Here is a 16,689-nt window from a genome sequence, read left to right as displayed (position 1 = left end):
ATTAATTACATCGGCTTTTTTATTTTCTCAATGCACTAATCGACACCCGCACACCGTATTACTGGGTTGAAATAACACCACTGCGTAGTCTTTAGTTTCATCTCGTTCAAGTACCTGTACGCTTAATGAGTGCATGCCGCTTTTATTCAGATTAAGACCACTAATATAAGATAAATATTCGTAGTGTTCTGGCGTTTTTTGATCTTTTATTCCGGCGTATTCATTTTTGGTTGTTACCGAAACTGCAAACATTTGCCGCTCAATATCAACGCTGTCGACATGACCTGTCATTGCGATGGTACCCGCAGAATGTCCTTCTAAATCGTAATAACGATAGTTGATTTGTGCCAAGCCGTCTTTAGACACAAGATCAACGAGCAAGTAGTGATCGCTACCAACACCTGCCACACCATGGTTAAATAATTCTGAACTGCAACTAAGCATAAAGTTATTCGGCTTGGCACTTAGCTGATATATTGCCGCCATACACCCTAATAAGCACACCAGCACCACAATATTGATGACCCATAATCCTTTTCTTGTCATTAATTTGCCTCCAGCGATCGGGTAGCCTGCAGAGTTCGACCATTTGAAGTGCTGCAAATATTTAATTGTGTTAGCCATTGCGGCGTTACAAATTGCTTAGGTTGACGTAAATCGCTAATTTTTAAATTGCGGATAAGAGATTGACCATAATGATCGCCCCTTAACGTAATATTAAGCACTTGTTTGTCGTGCGATAACGATAAAAAAGCACGACTCCAGATTGTTACAGGGCACAACTGTAACCCTTTTATAAACTGCTGACTTTGCTCTATAAGGAGCTCGTTATTGGTTTTTGATGGCGAATATAAAATCATATCCACCTGTTGACCAGAAGGTAAGGTGACGGTTTCTAAACTCAATGGCAACGCAGGACTCAACTCTTTGCCTGTGTAGTTAAACCACCATAGGCTAGCCATAATGACACTGACAAGACAAATAGCCACCAGCAAACCAAGCAAAAGTGGTTTAGACCAGTTTCCCCGCAGACCATAGGAGACTTTACGCGCTCGATGATGTCTCAGTAAATATCCCTGCCCTTTTACTGTCTCTATAAGCGTTTCATATTGTGGCCCAAGAAAAGAGCGTAATGTAAAAATTGCTCTAGCGACTGAGGCAGAGCTTAACTGGGTATCATCTCCATGGCCTGACTCTAGTAAGGGTTTTGCTACCACTTTACCTTGGTACTCTACCAATAATGTCAACACATGTAATTCAGCCCGAGGAAGGTGCCACACTTCACCTGTGTCTTGATTTACCAAATCCCCTTTGCTGATATCGAACCTGCAATGGCCCAATTGCATTTTTACCGCCTCAATCATTAACACACACTTCGACGAATTAAGTGTATGCAAAAAAACTGATGAATACTGTGATCCTGATATCTAAGCGCTTTATTCCTTAGCAAAAGTAAGTGATTAAATTTACATTCTCAGCGATACGTGAATAAGATCACATAATTTAGTCCTTTTAAACTGCACAGATATTGCGATAAATATGCACAAATACAGCAAATAACGAGACTTAACTCACAAATACGTTTGTTTTTACGCAATATAGCCATTAAAAAATCGATGTAAAATCCTAGTTAACCACGATTGTTAAGCTATGATTTTTATCTGCTTTGAATCACATCTTTAATCATCCCATCGCTTATCGTTAAGTCATCAAGTTGCTAAGGCGTTTTTGTTAGCAACTCAAAAACTCCCAAATGGGAATACTAAAAATAAGTAAAGGGTGATTATTATGAGCATAAATAGACGTCAAGCATTAACACAAATTATTGGTATTAGCACCGCTGCCGCTGGGGCGACCTTACTCGGAACATCGGCTTTTGCAGCCACCGACGCTGATGGCAATTACCGTTTAGCACTCGGTGAACAATTAAAATATGCGCCACTCGATGCCATGGCAACCGCTAAGCTCGCCTATGAAACCGGCGGTGGCTGTATGCATCAAGTATTTCACGCCATAGTCACTATGTTGGCTGCATCAGCCAGTGCCGATGCCACTAAATTTGCCACCATTCCTACCGCACTTGCCGGATATGGTTGGGCTGGTGTAGTTGGTCAAGGCACATTATGCGGAAACCTTAATGCTGCAGGTATGCTAATCAATATTCTTGATGATATTAATGGTCAAAATAGTGCCATTATTGGTGCCTCATTCCGTTATTACGAAACTGAAGATTTACCATTATCGTCAGATGAATTTATTGCAGGTATTGGCTCTACTGCAGAAAAATCACTTGAAGTAGGTGCAACATCAGTGGCTAACAGTCCTTTATGTCACTCTTCTATCAGTAACTGGTCTGCGGCATCTGGTAAAGAGTTTTCCTTAAAAGGTGAACGCTGCAAACGCTTATCGGCCAGCATGGCTTATTACATTGTTGACCTCCTAAACCGCGCTTATGGTGGTGAGGATATTTCACTATTAGCCATCGCCAAACCATCAACTGAAGCGCAAGCTTGTCAATCTTGTCATGGTGTTAGCTCTACTATGGGTTCTGCTGCCAGCGTGAAAACAGACATGGAATGTACCACTTGTCATACAGGTCATTTCAATTAAGGAGCGCATCATGAAGATCACTTATCTTAGCGCCATTTTGGCCAGTAGCTTGCTCATTTTTGGCTGTAATAGCGATAGCGATGATGACGATATCGTTGTGGTTGAGCCACCCGTAGTGGTTGTGCCGCCCGTCGTTGTTGACCCCGTCAGTGAAGCGGTTGATGTTGATGAAGCATCTGCTATCACGATGAAGCTTGACTCATTTGATGCCGCATCGGGCGCATTAACATTTACCCTAACCGACGCTGACGGCAAAGCCATTACTAATGCCACTGATTATGACATTGCTTATTTTGGCTATCCTGATCCAGCATCACCGTCGATTAAACCTAAAGCCTGGAAACGCTGGCATGTCACTCAACGCTTTCAATGCGACCAAACTGACATAGACAATTGCGTTGGCTTATTACAAGAAACGGAGACTGAAGGACAATATACCTTTGACGCTACAGGCTTAGATCTTGGCAGTAAAGCCGCTGCGGGTGCGGTAGAGGTTTTCAAAGTGGCTGTACAAATTCATGGTTCTAATGCCAGCAATGACATCACCCTCATTGCAGCAGATGAATGATGATTTCCCCCATCCTAGTTAGGGTTACCGCCAGTTCCCCTTTTACTAGGTAATGGCCTCAAGCCGTAGGATCTCTGCTGCGGCTTTTTTTTAATATACCCTGCAAAAAAAGAGCCTCATCAATGAGGCTCTTTTCTATATGCGTATATACCCAATCAATTAACGTAATTGCTGCATTAAATAGGCATATACCATTGAAATAAGCTCTGCGGCTTGGGTGTTGTCAGCAGCACCGGCATGGCCTCCTTCAATGTTTTCGTAATAAAGCACGTCAATACCCATGTCTTCCATTTTTGCGACCATTTTACGTGCGTGAGCAGGGTGAACACGGTCGTCACGGGTTGACGTAGTAAAAAATACTTTAGGGTATTTAACCCCTTGTTTTAAATTATGATAAGGCGAATAGGTTTTAATGTATTGCCATTCTTTTTCAATGTCTGGATTGCCGTATTCGCCCATCCAACTGGCACCGGCCAACAGCTTGTTATAACGCTTCATGTCTAGCAATGGCACTTGGCATACCACTGCGTTATATAAATCTGGACGACGCGTAAACGCTGCACCCATTAACAATCCACCATTACTGCCACCTTGAATACCTAGATGCCCACTGGTGGTAATTTTGCGAGCAATTAAGTCTTCTGCTATGGCTTCAAAGTCTTCAAAGGCTTTATGACGGTTTTCTTTTAACGCGGCTTGATGCCATGCTGGGCCGTATTCGCCACCACCACGAATATTAGCCAACACATATACTCCGCCCTGTTCTAACCAGTTTTTACCTACTGTGGCTGAATATGCTGGCAAGCGTGACACTTCAAAGCCACCATAAGCATAAAGCAAGGTAGGATTGGTGCCGTCTAACTTAATGTCTTTAGCCATGACCACAAAGTAAGGTACTTTGGTGCCGTCTTTGGACTTAGCAAAAAATTGTTTGGTTTCAAATTTATCGGCAGCAAATTGCTGTGGCATGCCTTTCACTTTTTCAGCTTTTAAGCTTGCACCATTCACTCGATACAAGGTTGATGGTTCTAAAAAGCTAGTGTAATCAACAAAAAACTCATCGCTGTCGCGCTGAACATCAAACACACTTAAGGTGCCATTAGCCTCAAATGGAGCGGTGTCACTTTGCCACTCGCCTTTGTTGTATTGGGTATAGCGTACGAGTTTACTTTTAACATTGTCTAACCAGGTAACAAATATCGCACTTTTACTAAAATTAATTTGTGAGATAAATGCGCTCGCGCTAGGTGATACAAATTCACTAAACTCGGGCTGTTGTGCCATGAGTTTATCAACCGGAGTCGATACAACTGCACCTTGCTTAAAGGTTGCTTTATCGGTGACTAATTCGCTTTTCAGCTCAATGTATAACTGGCCTTTAAAATAACCTTTAATATCGGCATCTGCGGGTAACGGCAGCGCGATGAGTTTGTCGTTCTGATACACGTAATGCTTAGCGGTATAGAAAGTTAGGCTTTCGGTGATGATGTTAAGTGGCGTTTTGTCATCAAAAATAACGTAACCCGCTGAGGCTACCGATGCTTTATCACCTGTAAAAATGGTTTTAGCTTCAGATAACGGCGTGCCGCGTTTCCACAGTTTCACTACACTTGGATAGCCAGAATCAGTCATGCTTTTACCATCACCAAAATCGGTGCCGATAAATACTGTGTCTTTATCAATCCAGCTTACTATCGATTTTGCTTCATCGACCATAAATGGTTTTTGCGCTTTATCAACAAAGCTTTTGGTGCTGAGGTCAAACTCACGTATTTCAGCAGCATCAGCACCGCCGCGTGATAACGACACTAAGCAGCGTTCATTTTGAGGGTATTGGCAGTTCATGCCTTTATACACCCAATTAACACCCTCGGCTTTACCTAGGGCATCAATGTCGAGCACGGTTTCCCATTTAGGATCTGCTTTGGCGTATTCTTCTAGCGTGGTGCGACGATAAATACCGCGGGTATGGGTTTCGTCTTTCCAAAAATTGTAAAAATAGTCGCCAGTGCGGCTGGCATAAGGGATCCGTTCTTTGTTGTTAAGAATATCGAGGCTATTGGCGACTAAGGTATCAAAGCCTTTATAGCTTTTGATGTGGGTGGCAGACAGGTCATTTTGCTGCTTTACCCATGTCATAGGTTTAGCACCTTCAACATCTTCTAACCAAATAAATTTGTCTTCGTCTGCTTTAATCGGTGTTGCCATGGTCATCGCACTCGCTACGCATAAAGGTATGATTCGCTTAAGCATCTAATTATCCTTTTAGTTGTTTGCTCATGTATTTTTATGTGTTTACTTTATACCAATTAAGCAGATGTTCAATCGATAAGCTGCTACAAACTGTTACAGGAATTTATCTAGAGCAAATAGTGCCAATGTTAACGATTAAACAGTTATAGCCACGACATTTTTTATTTTTACCATCAGCACAGGCAATAACTTTGGGTATATAATCCCCACGACATTTTTTATTTTTACCATCAGCACAGGCAATAACATGGCTAAAACCGCAGCGGCACTTCACATTTTAGTAAAACACCAAACTCAAGCTGAAGACATTATTAAGCAGCTTAATAAAGGTGCTAAATTTGATGTATTAGCCAAAAAACACTCTAGTTGTCCTTCAGCTAAAAATGGCGGCAATTTAGGAGAATTTAAAAAAGGTCAGATGGTACCGCAGTTCGACAAGGTCTGTTTTACCGGCGAATTAATTACCCCACATTTAGTGAAAACCAAATTTGGCTGGCATGTCGTAAAAGTGTTATACCGCACCTAACGTTTGTAAGAAAACGCAGAGTGACAGTGAGTGTACGGCGATACATGCCCACTGTCATTGGCATTGATTAACAGTATTTATTGACGCAGTTTAATGTATAACTCGCCATCACGAATTTGAATATCTTCAACGCCATCAGCAAAGGTATTCCAAAAGCCTCTATCGCCAAACTCGCTCACCAAATTGACGTTTTTCATGTTACCTAGCCAGGCATTAGGTATGGGTACGCCCATCAGGCTCACTCCCACTAACGCCACAACGGGGCGGCGATTAACATCTAAACGAATATCCAAACCGGTATTCACCCGTAATATTTCACCCGCCATAATAGGAAAATCTTTTGGGATAGGGATCAGCATCGTTGCACTAGCCAGGTTGTCTGAAAAATCAATGGCTACCCGCTTGGCAAAATCAGGGTTGCGGCCAATCATAGAATTGACCTCTTTTTCGCTAAAACTCACCTCGCGATCTGCATCAAACTCCTGATACGCCTGCGGTGTTAATTCACCCGCGGCATTGTATTGTGCTTGCTTGTTACTCGAAGGCCTTACCTGTTTTGAAGTTGAAGATGTCCTAGTGTCTACCTGCCAACCTAACTGGGTTAATTTTTGCTCCAGCTGTTGCGATTCCTTTACGTTTAACGTGACTGGAGTTAAAGGTGACGGGAAAATATAAGTACGAATGACAAAAAACGTCAGCCCTGCGGTGACCAACACGGTAGCCAAAATAATCAGCAATAATTTAACGCCTGATGCGCCAATGTGTTTATAGCGTAAAGCTAACGAGTAATTGGATGATGCTCGCATTAACCCCCTCCTTTTATTATTTTGGGTTCAATAGTACTTCCCCGTGAAGCTAAACGGCAAATAAAACACCCATTTACTGCCGTGTAGCAAGCCTATATGTTGGCCCTATACCAGTATAAGTCGTTAAGCCAGTTAACAATTGTATAAAATTTGAGTTACAAACAAAGCGGGGTGTATTACAGTATATCCATCGAAAGTATGCCAACTGGCTTATTGAGTAAAATAAAGGATTATTTTAAATGCAGTTACCAAACCGCACCACGTTAATGCCAATGATGATTGGCACTAGTCTTCTACTCGCAGCATGTGGCGGTGGGGGCTCATCAAGCAGCGATAACGACAACACCTCAGGTTCTTCAAGCCCACAATGGGTACAGGGCACATTTGCTAACTACTCAACTTTAGCTAACCAATGTAGCGTACCATTGACACAAAAACTGTGGTTACGTTCATGGAGTAACGACACCTACCTGTGGTATGACGAAATCATTGACCGCGACCCAGCGCCATACAGCGTAGCCGAGTATTTTGATCTGTTAAAAACCAATGAACTATCTGACACGGGCAACGAAAAAGATAACTTTCATTTCTCGATGTCGACTGAAGAATGGGAGCTGTTGAACGGCTCTGGTGCTTCAGTAGGATACGGTATGGAGTTGAGTTTACGCCAGGCATCAACTGGAGTAAGCAGACAAGTCACTGTGGCATACAACGAACCCAATAGCCCAGCAAGTGAAGCTGGTGTGAGTCGTGGAGCGATAATCGTATCTGTTGATGGCGTTAGTGTCGCCAACGCGAACGATAGCGACAGTATTGATATCTTAAATGCGGGGTTATTTCCGAGCGAAAGTGGCCAACAAACGGTATTTATTGTGCGTGACCTAAATGCCCAAACCGACAGAAGCGTTACACTCACGGCACAAACTGTGGTGTCGACACCAGTACAAAATACTAAAACAATACAAACCGCAAACGGCAAAGTGGGTTATTTACAATTTAACTCACATATCGCAACAGCTGAAAAAGGCTTATATGATGCGATGACCACCCTAAGCAACGCACAAGTTGATGATTTAGTGATCGACATCCGTTATAACGGCGGCGGACTATTAGCCATTGCAAGCCAATTGGCCTACATGGTTGCCGGTGATAGCGCCACAGAAAATCATGTGTTTGAACGCACCAGCTTTAACGACAAATACCCCACCATGGACCCCGTTACAGGGCAAGCGTTAACACCCATGCCATTCATTAATGAGTCACTTGGTTTTAATACATCATTATTAAGAAGCGGCGTAACATTGCCTACATTAAACCTTAATCGTGTATTTGTACTCACAACCTCAGGGACATGCTCTGCCAGTGAAGCATTAATGAATGCATTGCGTGGTATTGATGTTGAAGTGATTCAATTAGGCGACACCACATGCGGTAAACCTTATGGTTTTTACCCAACAGATAACTGTGATACCACCTACTTTACGATTCAATTTAAAGGCGTAAACGACAAAGGTTTTGGCGAGTATTCTGACGGCTTTGTACCATCAACAAACCCAACCGTAGACAGCGAAGTACCCGGTTGCGCACTCGATGATGACCTAACTCATGCATTAGGTGATACCGATGAAACACTGTTAAGTGCTGCGCTCTATTACCGTGACAACAACAGCTGCCCAGCAACCGCTACGGCTATCGCCCGTGCACCGGCTAAAACAACCTTTATTGACCCAGGCTTTATGTTGCAAGACACCCGCAATCAAAATGTGTTGCAAAACAATCGCATTTTAACGCCGCTGGCTTCGGAGCAATAATGCTAAAAGCACTCATAGGACTTTTTGGTATTGTATTTATAAGCGGTTGTGTGGCGACAGCAAGCGAGGTAAACACCTCGCCACAAGCTGCAACAATAACAAATCCAAATGAGCAAACCCACGATGAGTTGCAACAAGCAATAGCAAGCTTGTTGGGCGCAAGTAGTGTGGTGATTAGCGACAATGCCTTTGTGCAATACAGCCAAGAGGTGATTGAACGCAAACAGCACAAAGATGCCAACGGGTTGTTGATAATGGGCCGCAGCACTGAAATACCTGATGCGATTCAGTTATTAAAACAAGGTGATGCTTGCTTATTACGCCATGTGCAAAGCACTAAAACGATTACGTTGTCGCAAGTCCACTGTAAGTTTGAAGACGCGCAATAGCAGCACTTTAAGTGTTGTAATATAAGCTCATCAATAACAAGGCCAGAACATATCCTAATATGTTCTGGCCTTTTTTTACGCGTTACTTCATTTCACTGCACTGTCACTTAACTTACTGCACAATAACTTACTGCATTGTAATTTACTGCACTGTCATTTACAGGATTGTCATTCATAAACGGTTAACTCACGACACTGTAATACCATTTCACGTTAATAAGTCACCTAACATAACAATAAAAACAGCTAGCCAGACGGATATACAATGCCAAGAATCCTCCACCTCAGAGGCTTGCCCTCAACAGGCTAAAACGTGATAAAATCTTGCCCTACTCACTTTTAACCAACAAGGTCATGCAATGAATCCGATTATTGCCATCTTAAAAGAACACAACATCAGCGATGCACAAATTAATGAGTTGTTTCAAACGTTAACTGAAAATCCATTTGCAGCAATGGCAACTATAGGCCAATTAGGTATTCCACCAGAAAAGCTTCAGCAGTTAATGGCCCTTGTAATGCAAAACCCAGCCTTAATTAAAGAAGCCGTAGTTGAGCTGGGCTTAGATTTCTCAAAAGTTGAAGCAGCAAAAGCGCAATTGCAAAAGTAGTTCCCATGCTCGTGGCTCAATAAAGAAAAAACGGCCAGAGTCTAAGCTTCTGGCCGTTTTTTGTTAAGTCGTTAAATTAACCTCACTCAAGCTCAAAAGCCGTTACCCAAGGTTTTGAGAATTGGTTTAATGCTTGGCGGATAAACTGGCAACGAGTTTGTGTTGCACTAATACATGTTGCTCTATCATCGCATCAATCACTGTAAGGCCTATACCAGACAGCCCGATAGAGGCCACGTCGATACTGAATTGAACATACAATAGCTAAAAATAAAAAAGGATAAGTCATGACTTATCCTTTCGCGTTTTTCAACCTACACGTGATCTTACATCACTGGCACTTTGTAAGGCATGGCGCCTAAGTAGTCTTTTTTACCCACTTCCACGCCGTTGTGGCGCAATATTGAGTAAGCCGTAGTGATGTGAAAATAAAGATTGGGGATCGCATGTTCAATGGCAAATTCGTACCCAGTTAAATACTTACCTTCCCAGCGTGGTTGAGACACATGCACGCTGTCAGCATGGCCAAAATCGGCCTCACTAAATCCGTCAAGATAAGTCAGCACTGAGGTAATGCGTTGGCGTAATTCCTCTAGCGTGGTTTCGCTATCATCGTGCTTGGGCACAGTGTCCATGTTACCCGTTAAACGTGCCACACCAATTTTTGCCGTGTCGCACGCAATTTGCACCTGGCGAATAAGATTAAATTGATCAGGGGCTAAGCGAGAATTTAACAGCACTGCCATGTCGACTTTTTTTAGTGCGGCAAAGGCTTCAGCTTTATCAAGAATATGAGTTAAATTGTTTAGCATTTTGCTAAATTGCACTACCGTTAGATCGTAAAGCATGGAAAATCCCTCCATTGGGGCTGCAAGCTGTAACGCGTTAGCAATACCACATTAGATTGCAACCAAATCAAATACATTTTTAGCCCGTATTAACCACAATAATCCCAGTCATCATCCAACACAATAACCGATTCAAATAACTCGCTTACAACTCATCAATACAGTTATTATATTACTGACAGAAAACAAAATGAGGAGCAAGATCGCCATGGAAAGAGGCACGTTAGTTCGTTGGAACGATGAAAAAGGCTTTGGGTTTATTAAACCTGAAGCGGGTAATGATCAAGATGTGTTTATTCATATATCAGCGTTAAAGCACATGGCTAGAAAGCCCAAGGTTGGCGATGAAATTGTATTTCATCGTGAAAACCAACCCGATGGAAAAGTCAAAGCCATAAAAGCCAGCATTGAAGGCGTCGCCGTTATTGCGAGCAGTCAACACCCATCAAAAAATAACACCACAAACTCGCCGCATAGACCCAGCCAAAGATATAATCATAGCGCCAGCAGCCCAATCCTTGGCCGTATGTTCATGATTATTATTTTTCTTGGTGTCGGCATTTTCGGCTATAAGCAATATGAAAAAATGACAGCGGTCCCTGTGTTAACCAATGCAGATATTGAACAAATGCAATGGGAGCCTTCAGAGCCAAATCCAAGCGCTAAAAACCTGCAACCACAATTTAGATGTGAAACCGGTAAAATACACTGCAGCCAAATGCGCTCATGTGCCGAAGCAACGTTTTATATCAATAACTGCCCAGGTACTGAAATGGATGGTGATCGTGATGGCGTACCATGCGAAAGACAGCATTGTGGTAACTTACGTTAATCGTTTACGCACGGTATTTATCAAATGTAAATTGTTCTGTGTAATAACGCCAAAACCACGCACAGGTAAAGAGCCTGTCTAAACTGGATAATAAAATCAGTCTAGCTCGCGTTTTGTACACACAAACAAGGCATTGCCTGAGGCTAAATCCCACGGGATAATCCTGTCATAATCATGTTCAAATATTTGCACGTCAAAATACGGGCTTAACAATGTTTGCAGCTCAGTAAAGCTTGTGGCGACCATAGCATGAGAGTCTTGCCACAACTGTGTGGCGTCAAACGGGGATTTGGCAATACTCAAGTTAAGTGCCTGCATGTCGCCTGTACCGCTGTAATACCAACCAGACTCAAACACAAACTGGCTACCTTCAAACTCGGCGCTGTGACGCACAAGAGAGTGATTATTGATTTGATGTTTATCGACCGAGTTAAAACAAAATAGTCCGCCTGGATTAAGCGCTTTATGCACACTGGCAATACAGGCTTTAAGCGCCTCGGTACCCGGCGAATAATGAATGGAATACAAAAAACAGGTGATTAAATCCAGTTTTTGTTCTACATAAAACTCTGTCATATTTTGCAAACTAAACTGCGCTTCAGGGCAACGACGCATCGCAATATCAAGCATAGGCTGATTAATATCAAGGCCACTGCTTTGAAAGCCTAAGTCGATAAAATGCCTAACATGCGGCCCAGTGCCACAAGCTAGATCTAAATGTTGTTTACCTTTATTGCCCAAAATTTGATGCAAGCGGGCTACGCTATTGCTTTGCTGTTGGTAATTAATATCACAACACATTAAATCGTAATAACCGGACAAATCGGTATAAAGGGCATTGGTAGACATAAAAAGGGATCGGTGACACAGGCAAATTTAGGGTGGCGCATCATATATTAATTTGCCCGCTTGAGACATCATTAATGTTTAAATACCCATCAAAATCTACTTAACCTCAACATAGTAGGCTTAACCATAACCACAGAGTCTCGTAGCGCAACACACTTAGCACACAAATTTATGCGTTTGATATTACCGTACTCATGCTTGGGAGTAACTCAAGGCTAAATACCCTATCCCAACAGCACATTTGTAATACAATATTATTGTAGTATTCTGGTTACTTATTTAGTCATGATCCTAAGGAGCCATTCAATGAGAAAGATCCCGCTGAGTTTGTTAACCACCTGCATGATCGCTGGCTCTGTCGCGGCTTCAATTGAACTTGATACCGCCAAACGCTTCAATCTTGATCCCACCAAGGCTCCGTCACAAAACTTTGATCTATCAAAATGGAAAATCACCTTACCGGAACTCTCGACTAAAAATGCAGGCAAAGCCTTAGAAATAAACAAGCAACAACTGCGCGATACCCAAACGCCTTACTCTCATCCGCAGTGGTTTTATACCGATAAAAACACCGGTGCATTAGTGTTTGTTGCGCCCAATGAAGCGCCAACCACGCCAAATAGTAAAAATACCCGCAGCGAACTACGCGCCATGTTGGCCGACAAATACGATGATCCTAAAAACAATTTCGTCGTGGCATCGCACCCCAATGCTAGTGAATATGGCGCTATTGGCGGGCAATTAAAAGCGACCTTGTCTGTGGACCAAGTGAGTTTTAGCGGTAATGACACAAAAAATGGTGCATTTGCTGTGGTGATAGGCCAAATTCATGGCTCTGACAACGAACCGCTTAAAATTGTTTATCGTAAACTGCCGGAGCATGAATATGGCTCTTTATCTTGGAGCTACGAGCTAAACCCAGAGCCAAAACTACAAGATGCTGTCGACAGTAACGGCAAAAAGCTTCGTCAAGATATTCGTCACAATGTGTTTGGTAAATTCAACCTTCGCCAAGGCGATGTCGATCCTAAAGATGGCATTAAATTAGGCGAAATCTTTGCATATGAAGTGAATGTTAAAGGCGACAGCATGACGCTGACATTTACCAAAAATCCAGGCAGCAACAAGCCAATAATAAAGACCTTCGACGTCAACCTAGCACAAGGGAATTACCAAGGTCACAAGGTTGATCTCGGTTATCAAAATGATTGGATGTATTACAAAGCAGGCGTTTATAACCAATGTAATACCAAAAAGAGCAGCTCAGATTGCCAATGGCGTGGCATGGACGCTGGCGACTACGCCCAAGCCAGTTTTTATCAACTTGAGTTAAAGCAATAATTTAGCCTATATAAACAAGAAGCCTGCTAATTATCAGCAGGCTTCTTGTTTAGCCAAGGTGACTATGTCGAACTTAACACACCTAGCGCACCCATCGCATTAGCTCATTTGCATCAATAACCGCAAGCTGCCTTTTAACGAGGTTGCCTGCTGGGTCAAATAAAAATAACTCAGTTACTCGTGCATTATGTTTAGCAATAAACGCCTCACCCTCTGGCGTTGCAATTCTAGCCAGCAAAAAGTGCACATTATCACCAAGATGAGCTCGCGCTTCGTTCATCTGTTCGGTTTGAGTGGTACCAGACACAAGATTAGGATCGTAGACAAACACAATCGCAGGTTTACCTGTACCGATTTTCTCAAGATCTGACGTAAATCCTTTAGGCATCAATGTTAACAACAGCCCAAACAATAACATTAATGATCCTATAATCCCTATGGCCATCCAGGGCATTTTTCTTGTTGGGTTAGTGTTTGCGTTATCCATAATATTAAGTCTCAGTTAAATGTTACAGCCCATACTCAATTAACACAGTGTAATCGCTCAACCTGAGGCTGAGATTAAAAAATGAGTCATATTCAACTCAGTACCTAACCAACAATAAAGTTCACAACACCACTTATCGTCAACCTAATGGTGGTGAGATACACTATGCGACAGACAAAGTGCAAATGACACATTATCTTGCTTGCCATAATTTGTCATCACAGTTAAAGTTTATTATCTTAATTGATTTGCCGTAAATGGCTACATTGCTTTTTTAGCGTATTTATTTAAAGGGTTAACTATTTTTATGGAAAGAATTTTTGAAAAGTTGATGTATGCATCGCGCTGGATCATGGCGCCGATTTATTTGGGATTAAGCTTAGTCTTACTCGCATTGGGCATAAAGTTCTTTCAAGAGATCTTTCATATCATTCCGATTATTTTCACCATTGCAGAAGTCGACTTAGTGCTCATAACCCTGTCACTCATCGACATCACCTTAGTCGGTGGCCTACTGATTATGGTGATGTTTTCAGGTTATGAAAACTTCGTATCACAACTTGATGTCGGCGAAAACAGTGAAAAACTCAGCTGGCTAGGCAAGATGGATTCAGGCTCACTTAAAAATAAAGTAGCCGCATCGATTGTGGCCATTTCATCAATTCATTTACTCAAAGTCTTTATGAATGCCGAAAACATCGAAAACGACAAAATCATGTGGTATTTATTCATCCACATCACCTTCGTGTTATCGGCCTTCGCCATGGGATATTTGGATAAAATTACTCGGAAGTAACCAGTAATACCCAAATAAAAAGCCCTGATACATAACAGCATCAGGGCTTTTCTTTATCGATTAGTACCATACTTTAGGATCTGCGTTATGATTCTGCGCGACATCAATACTAATTCCCAAACCATTAAGAATTTTGAACACTGTCGAAATATAAACATCATTGCCTTTCTCAACACGAATTAACGTCTTTTTGGTCACGCCACACAACATCGCTGCCACATCTTGAGTCAGTGCCGCGCTGTTTCTGGTTTCTTTAATGAGCAAGCCTAAAGATTGTTGATTAAGTGCTTGATTGAGTGAAAGTGCCATAATGTTAGTCCAAAGTGTACATTGCTACACTTTAGCTCTCAATGCTTGATATTTCAACAGCAAAGTGTAACAACCTACACTTTATAGTGGTTTACTTTTTTGCCACCACTGAAAGTGTAACATAGTACACTTTTCAGTACCTAAGTTGTTAAGCGAGCTAAAAGTGTACATTGTTACACTATACGATTGTTGAGTAATTTGACGGTTAAATGTAACCACTACAAACAGTGAAATTGCCCCAATAGATACATGAGCATCAATACCGCAAATATCGAAAACGACAAAATCATGTGGTATTTACTCATCCACATCACTTTTGTGTTATCAGCCTTTATAATGGGCATATCTGGATAGTGAGGTAGAAAGTTTGATCTGACCCTATTTGTTAATGGGTTAGACGTTTTTGCGTAGAATTAATTGATTATGCTACAGACAAGAGGACAAGGCGTCTTGAGCGACACGTAATCTTTCTACCTTTTACCAACCACTGATATGAACGAACAAGTAACGCAGTGATCCGTTGTTTAAAGGCATCAAGGGATGCTTAAATTGATGAAGTGGCATCACTCAATATTTGATTTAATGATCTCAGATCACCTAAATACCCTTGAATATTTGCATTTACCCATTCATCTTTCGAAATATCAGGCCAATTAACGCTTAAGTCAAAATAGAAAAAGAGCTCTTCAAAAAAGAATCTTTGCGTTCTTCCATTTCCCTCTCTAAATGGATGGATAATGTTCAGCTCACAAAAGATATCGGTGTTTTCTGCAATTAGTTCATGTTTTGAATCGAATCGTTCTAATAATACGATTCGAGAGAATTGTTTGTTCGCTTCAGCCTCAATTCTTGAACATGTACAAAAACGCGTATCCCCCTTAGAAATATCCACGGTTCGAATATCACCAGCCCAATGGTAAATATCTTGAAATAGTTGCTTATGCAGGCTTTGTAGATGTTTTAGGTTAAAGTCTTGTAACGAGGTAATTGTTGAAGAGTATTGACTATATCGAGTTGCAGTAAAGGCTAATTCGGCTTCGGCGAGGTTGCCATAGTCCTGAATATTAAGCTTGTTTTGAAGTACTTCCGAATCAGGGTAACAGTAACTGTCGTGGCTTACCCCATATTTATCCCGCATATTTATCCCGCATAGTTATCGCGCATACTTGAGTTTCAAATCATCAATCGATTTTCCGGCATTTTCTTTCTTCATAGATAGGCCTTCATAGCGAGAGCTCATTTCAAAATTGCTCATTTTCGGCGCGAACACTCGTGCGTTTTTAGGTGTTTTATCTTTTGTTGAATTTGCCATTATACCCTCCGCGATAACGCTTATATTATAACCTAGTTCAGCCTACTCTTCTACATAACCCAGTCTTTATCCATCGGATAAACGCCCTTAACAAAAAGCCCCGACACGGTTTGGTATCGAGGCTTTCTCTTTTTTTTTACAAGAAGTTTAGCTTTAGCTTTTAGGATTTCGACCAGCATAAGCATCTAACGCAGGAAAAATGGGCTTAGAGCAAGGCTTTTTGTAGCGACGTGTAGTGTTTTTCTACACGAGCTGCAAAGTAACGCCGCTATAACCCATTTTAACCAGTTAGAGTATATAGCGCAGAATAAATCGGGTGAGAACAAGGCGCTTTACCACGA

At 41.8% G+C, this 16,689-nt stretch carries 19 protein-coding genes and 1 pseudogene; 10 read left to right on the top strand and 10 right to left on the bottom strand.

Translation table 11 applies throughout. The features are described 5' to 3' along the window. Positions 1–27: 27 nt before the first annotated feature. Positions 28–546, bottom strand: coding sequence for a hypothetical protein (locus tag K8B83_RS04675; protein WP_223419269.1), 519 nt, complete (start codon positions 544–546; stop codon positions 28–30). After that, the gene (locus K8B83_RS04670) at positions 546–1,364 is read right to left on the bottom strand and encodes a winged helix-turn-helix domain-containing protein (protein ID WP_317846452.1); all 819 of its coding nucleotides are present in this window, start codon (positions 1,362–1,364) and stop codon (positions 546–548) included. The genes K8B83_RS04675 and K8B83_RS04670 overlap by 1 nt, the downstream gene beginning before the upstream one ends. 424 nt (positions 1,365–1,788) lie before the next feature. Here K8B83_RS04670 and K8B83_RS04665 point away from each other — a divergent pair, with 424 nt between their 5' ends. Both K8B83_RS04665 and K8B83_RS04660 read left to right on the top strand, forming a co-directional pair. Next, positions 1,789–2,610, top strand: a complete 822-nt coding sequence (locus K8B83_RS04665; protein WP_223419268.1) for a cytochrome c3 family protein — start codon at positions 1,789–1,791, stop codon at positions 2,608–2,610. A gap of 10 nt (positions 2,611–2,620) precedes the next feature. After that, positions 2,621–3,178 carry a hypothetical protein gene (locus K8B83_RS04660; protein WP_188740663.1) on the top strand — a complete coding sequence of 186 codons (558 nt, stop codon included), beginning with the start codon at positions 2,621–2,623 and terminating at the stop codon, positions 3,176–3,178. 159 nt (positions 3,179–3,337) lie between these two features. On the opposite strand, the gene K8B83_RS04655 is transcribed toward K8B83_RS04660, so the two are convergent. Then, positions 3,338–5,392, bottom strand: coding sequence for a prolyl oligopeptidase family protein (locus K8B83_RS04655; RefSeq protein WP_398410830.1), 2,055 nt, complete (start codon positions 5,390–5,392; stop codon positions 3,338–3,340). A 286-nt stretch (positions 5,393–5,678) separates the two neighbouring features. Between K8B83_RS04655 and K8B83_RS04650 the strand changes: the two genes are divergently transcribed. Next, positions 5,679–5,957 carry a peptidylprolyl isomerase gene (locus tag K8B83_RS04650; protein WP_188740665.1) on the top strand — a complete coding sequence of 93 codons (279 nt, stop codon included), beginning with the start codon at positions 5,679–5,681 and terminating at the stop codon, positions 5,955–5,957. 77 nt (positions 5,958–6,034) lie between these two features. On the opposite strand, the gene K8B83_RS04645 is transcribed toward K8B83_RS04650, so the two are convergent. Further along, positions 6,035–6,763 (bottom strand): arginine N-succinyltransferase, encoded by a 729-nt coding sequence (locus K8B83_RS04645; RefSeq protein WP_188740666.1) that lies wholly within the window; start codon positions 6,761–6,763, stop codon positions 6,035–6,037. Between the two features lie 239 nt (positions 6,764–7,002). Here K8B83_RS04645 and K8B83_RS04640 point away from each other — a divergent pair, with 239 nt between their 5' ends. The 3 genes from K8B83_RS04640 to K8B83_RS04630 all read left to right on the top strand — a co-directional run bounded on the left by K8B83_RS04640 (position 7,003) and on the right by K8B83_RS04630 (position 9,574). Next, positions 7,003–8,574: a S41 family peptidase gene (locus K8B83_RS04640; RefSeq protein ID WP_188740667.1), complete on the top strand. Its 1,572-nt coding sequence runs from the start codon at positions 7,003–7,005 to the stop codon at positions 8,572–8,574. Further along, positions 8,574–8,963, top strand: a complete 390-nt coding sequence (locus K8B83_RS04635) for a hypothetical protein (RefSeq protein WP_188740668.1) — start codon at positions 8,574–8,576, stop codon at positions 8,961–8,963. Before K8B83_RS04640 ends, K8B83_RS04635 begins: the two co-directional genes overlap by 1 nt. Before the next feature lie 359 nt (positions 8,964–9,322). Continuing rightward, a complete protein-coding gene (locus K8B83_RS04630) occupies positions 9,323–9,574 on the top strand; it encodes a DUF2999 family protein (RefSeq protein ID WP_188740669.1) in 252 nt (83 codons plus the stop codon). A gap of 326 nt (positions 9,575–9,900) precedes the next feature. On the opposite strand, the gene K8B83_RS04625 is transcribed toward K8B83_RS04630, so the two are convergent. Then, positions 9,901–10,422 (bottom strand): DUF1993 domain-containing protein, encoded by a 522-nt coding sequence (locus tag K8B83_RS04625; protein ID WP_188740670.1) that lies wholly within the window; start codon positions 10,420–10,422, stop codon positions 9,901–9,903. A 208-nt stretch (positions 10,423–10,630) separates the two neighbouring features. Between K8B83_RS04625 and K8B83_RS04620 the strand changes: the two genes are divergently transcribed. Further along, complete coding sequence (locus K8B83_RS04620; RefSeq protein WP_188740671.1) at positions 10,631–11,254, top strand: excalibur calcium-binding domain-containing protein; 624 nt, start codon at positions 10,631–10,633, stop codon at positions 11,252–11,254. 96 nt (positions 11,255–11,350) lie between these two features. Here K8B83_RS04620 and K8B83_RS04615 read toward each other — a convergent pair whose 3' ends face one another. Further along, on the bottom strand, positions 11,351–12,103 hold the full coding sequence (locus K8B83_RS04615) for a class I SAM-dependent DNA methyltransferase (RefSeq protein WP_223419264.1): 753 nt from the start codon (positions 12,101–12,103) through the stop codon (positions 11,351–11,353). A 306-nt stretch (positions 12,104–12,409) separates the two neighbouring features. Between K8B83_RS04615 and K8B83_RS04610 the strand changes: the two genes are divergently transcribed. Continuing rightward, a complete protein-coding gene (locus K8B83_RS04610; RefSeq protein WP_188740673.1) occupies positions 12,410–13,444 on the top strand; it encodes a polysaccharide lyase family 7 protein in 1,035 nt (344 codons plus the stop codon). A gap of 82 nt (positions 13,445–13,526) precedes the next feature. Here K8B83_RS04610 and K8B83_RS04605 read toward each other — a convergent pair whose 3' ends face one another. Further along, positions 13,527–13,931, bottom strand: a complete 405-nt coding sequence (locus K8B83_RS04605) for a hypothetical protein (RefSeq protein ID WP_188740674.1) — start codon at positions 13,929–13,931, stop codon at positions 13,527–13,529. Between the two features lie 307 nt (positions 13,932–14,238). Between K8B83_RS04605 and K8B83_RS04600 the strand changes: the two genes are divergently transcribed. After that, on the top strand, positions 14,239–14,727 hold the full coding sequence (locus K8B83_RS04600) for a TIGR00645 family protein (protein WP_188740675.1): 489 nt from the start codon (positions 14,239–14,241) through the stop codon (positions 14,725–14,727). A 60-nt stretch (positions 14,728–14,787) separates the two neighbouring features. Here K8B83_RS04600 and K8B83_RS04595 read toward each other — a convergent pair whose 3' ends face one another. Further along, positions 14,788–15,036 carry a helix-turn-helix domain-containing protein gene (locus tag K8B83_RS04595; protein WP_188740676.1) on the bottom strand — a complete coding sequence of 83 codons (249 nt, stop codon included), beginning with the start codon at positions 15,034–15,036 and terminating at the stop codon, positions 14,788–14,790. Positions 15,037–15,291: 255 nt separating this feature from the next. Between K8B83_RS04595 and K8B83_RS21780 the strand changes: the two are divergent. Then, a pseudogene (locus K8B83_RS21780) lies at positions 15,292–15,390 on the top strand (TIGR00645 family protein); the annotation flags it as partial. A gap of 190 nt (positions 15,391–15,580) precedes the next feature. Here the strand turns inward: K8B83_RS21780 and K8B83_RS04590 are convergent. Both K8B83_RS04590 and K8B83_RS04585 read right to left on the bottom strand, forming a co-directional pair. After that, the gene (locus tag K8B83_RS04590) at positions 15,581–16,174 is read right to left on the bottom strand and encodes a Fic/DOC family protein (protein WP_223419262.1); all 594 of its coding nucleotides are present in this window, start codon (positions 16,172–16,174) and stop codon (positions 15,581–15,583) included. Between the two features lie 15 nt (positions 16,175–16,189). Then, the gene (locus tag K8B83_RS04585; protein WP_223419260.1) at positions 16,190–16,348 is read right to left on the bottom strand and encodes a hypothetical protein; all 159 of its coding nucleotides are present in this window, start codon (positions 16,346–16,348) and stop codon (positions 16,190–16,192) included. Positions 16,349–16,689: the final 341 nt, after the last annotated feature.

The organism is Shewanella inventionis (assembly GCF_019931735.1).
Taxonomy (GTDB): domain Bacteria; phylum Pseudomonadota; class Gammaproteobacteria; order Enterobacterales; family Shewanellaceae; genus Shewanella; species Shewanella inventionis.
This window is presented reverse-complemented; position numbering and strand designations above follow the sequence as displayed.

Excerpts from the sequence above, each read along its gene's own strand:
- K8B83_RS04640 (WP_188740667.1), top strand. The coding sequence starts at position 7,003 with ATGCAGTTACCAAACCGCACCACGTTAATGCCAATGATGATTGGCACT.
- K8B83_RS04600 (WP_188740675.1), top strand. The coding sequence starts at position 14,239 with ATGGAAAGAATTTTTGAAAAGTTGATGTATGCATCGCGCTGGATCATG.
- K8B83_RS04635 (WP_188740668.1), top strand. The coding sequence starts at position 8,574 with ATGCTAAAAGCACTCATAGGACTTTTTGGTATTGTATTTATAAGCGGT.
- K8B83_RS04660 (WP_188740663.1), top strand. The coding sequence starts at position 2,621 with ATGAAGATCACTTATCTTAGCGCCATTTTGGCCAGTAGCTTGCTCATT.
- K8B83_RS04675 (WP_223419269.1), bottom strand. The coding sequence starts at position 546 with ATGACAAGAAAAGGATTATGGGTCATCAATATTGTGGTGCTGGTGTGC.
- K8B83_RS04595 (WP_188740676.1), bottom strand. The coding sequence starts at position 15,036 with ATGGCACTTTCACTCAATCAAGCACTTAATCAACAATCTTTAGGCTTG.
- K8B83_RS04625 (WP_188740670.1), bottom strand. The coding sequence starts at position 10,422 with ATGCTTTACGATCTAACGGTAGTGCAATTTAGCAAAATGCTAAACAAT.
- K8B83_RS04645 (WP_188740666.1), bottom strand. The coding sequence starts at position 6,763 with ATGCGAGCATCATCCAATTACTCGTTAGCTTTACGCTATAAACACATT.
- K8B83_RS04590 (WP_223419262.1), bottom strand. The coding sequence starts at position 16,174 with ATGCGGGATAAATATGGGGTAAGCCACGACAGTTACTGTTACCCTGAT.
- K8B83_RS04665 (WP_223419268.1), top strand. The coding sequence starts at position 1,789 with ATGAGCATAAATAGACGTCAAGCATTAACACAAATTATTGGTATTAGC.
- K8B83_RS04650 (WP_188740665.1), top strand. The coding sequence starts at position 5,679 with ATGGCTAAAACCGCAGCGGCACTTCACATTTTAGTAAAACACCAAACT.
- K8B83_RS04585 (WP_223419260.1), bottom strand. The coding sequence starts at position 16,348 with ATGGCAAATTCAACAAAAGATAAAACACCTAAAAACGCACGAGTGTTC.
- K8B83_RS04670 (WP_317846452.1), bottom strand. The coding sequence starts at position 1,364 with ATGATTGAGGCGGTAAAAATGCAATTGGGCCATTGCAGGTTCGATATC.
- K8B83_RS04655 (WP_398410830.1), bottom strand. The coding sequence starts at position 5,392 with ATGACCATGGCAACACCGATTAAAGCAGACGAAGACAAATTTATTTGG.
- K8B83_RS04605 (WP_188740674.1), bottom strand. The coding sequence starts at position 13,931 with ATGGATAACGCAAACACTAACCCAACAAGAAAAATGCCCTGGATGGCC.
- K8B83_RS04630 (WP_188740669.1), top strand. The coding sequence starts at position 9,323 with ATGAATCCGATTATTGCCATCTTAAAAGAACACAACATCAGCGATGCA.
- K8B83_RS04610 (WP_188740673.1), top strand. The coding sequence starts at position 12,410 with ATGAGAAAGATCCCGCTGAGTTTGTTAACCACCTGCATGATCGCTGGC.
- K8B83_RS04615 (WP_223419264.1), bottom strand. The coding sequence starts at position 12,103 with ATGTCTACCAATGCCCTTTATACCGATTTGTCCGGTTATTACGATTTA.
- K8B83_RS04620 (WP_188740671.1), top strand. The coding sequence starts at position 10,631 with ATGGAAAGAGGCACGTTAGTTCGTTGGAACGATGAAAAAGGCTTTGGG.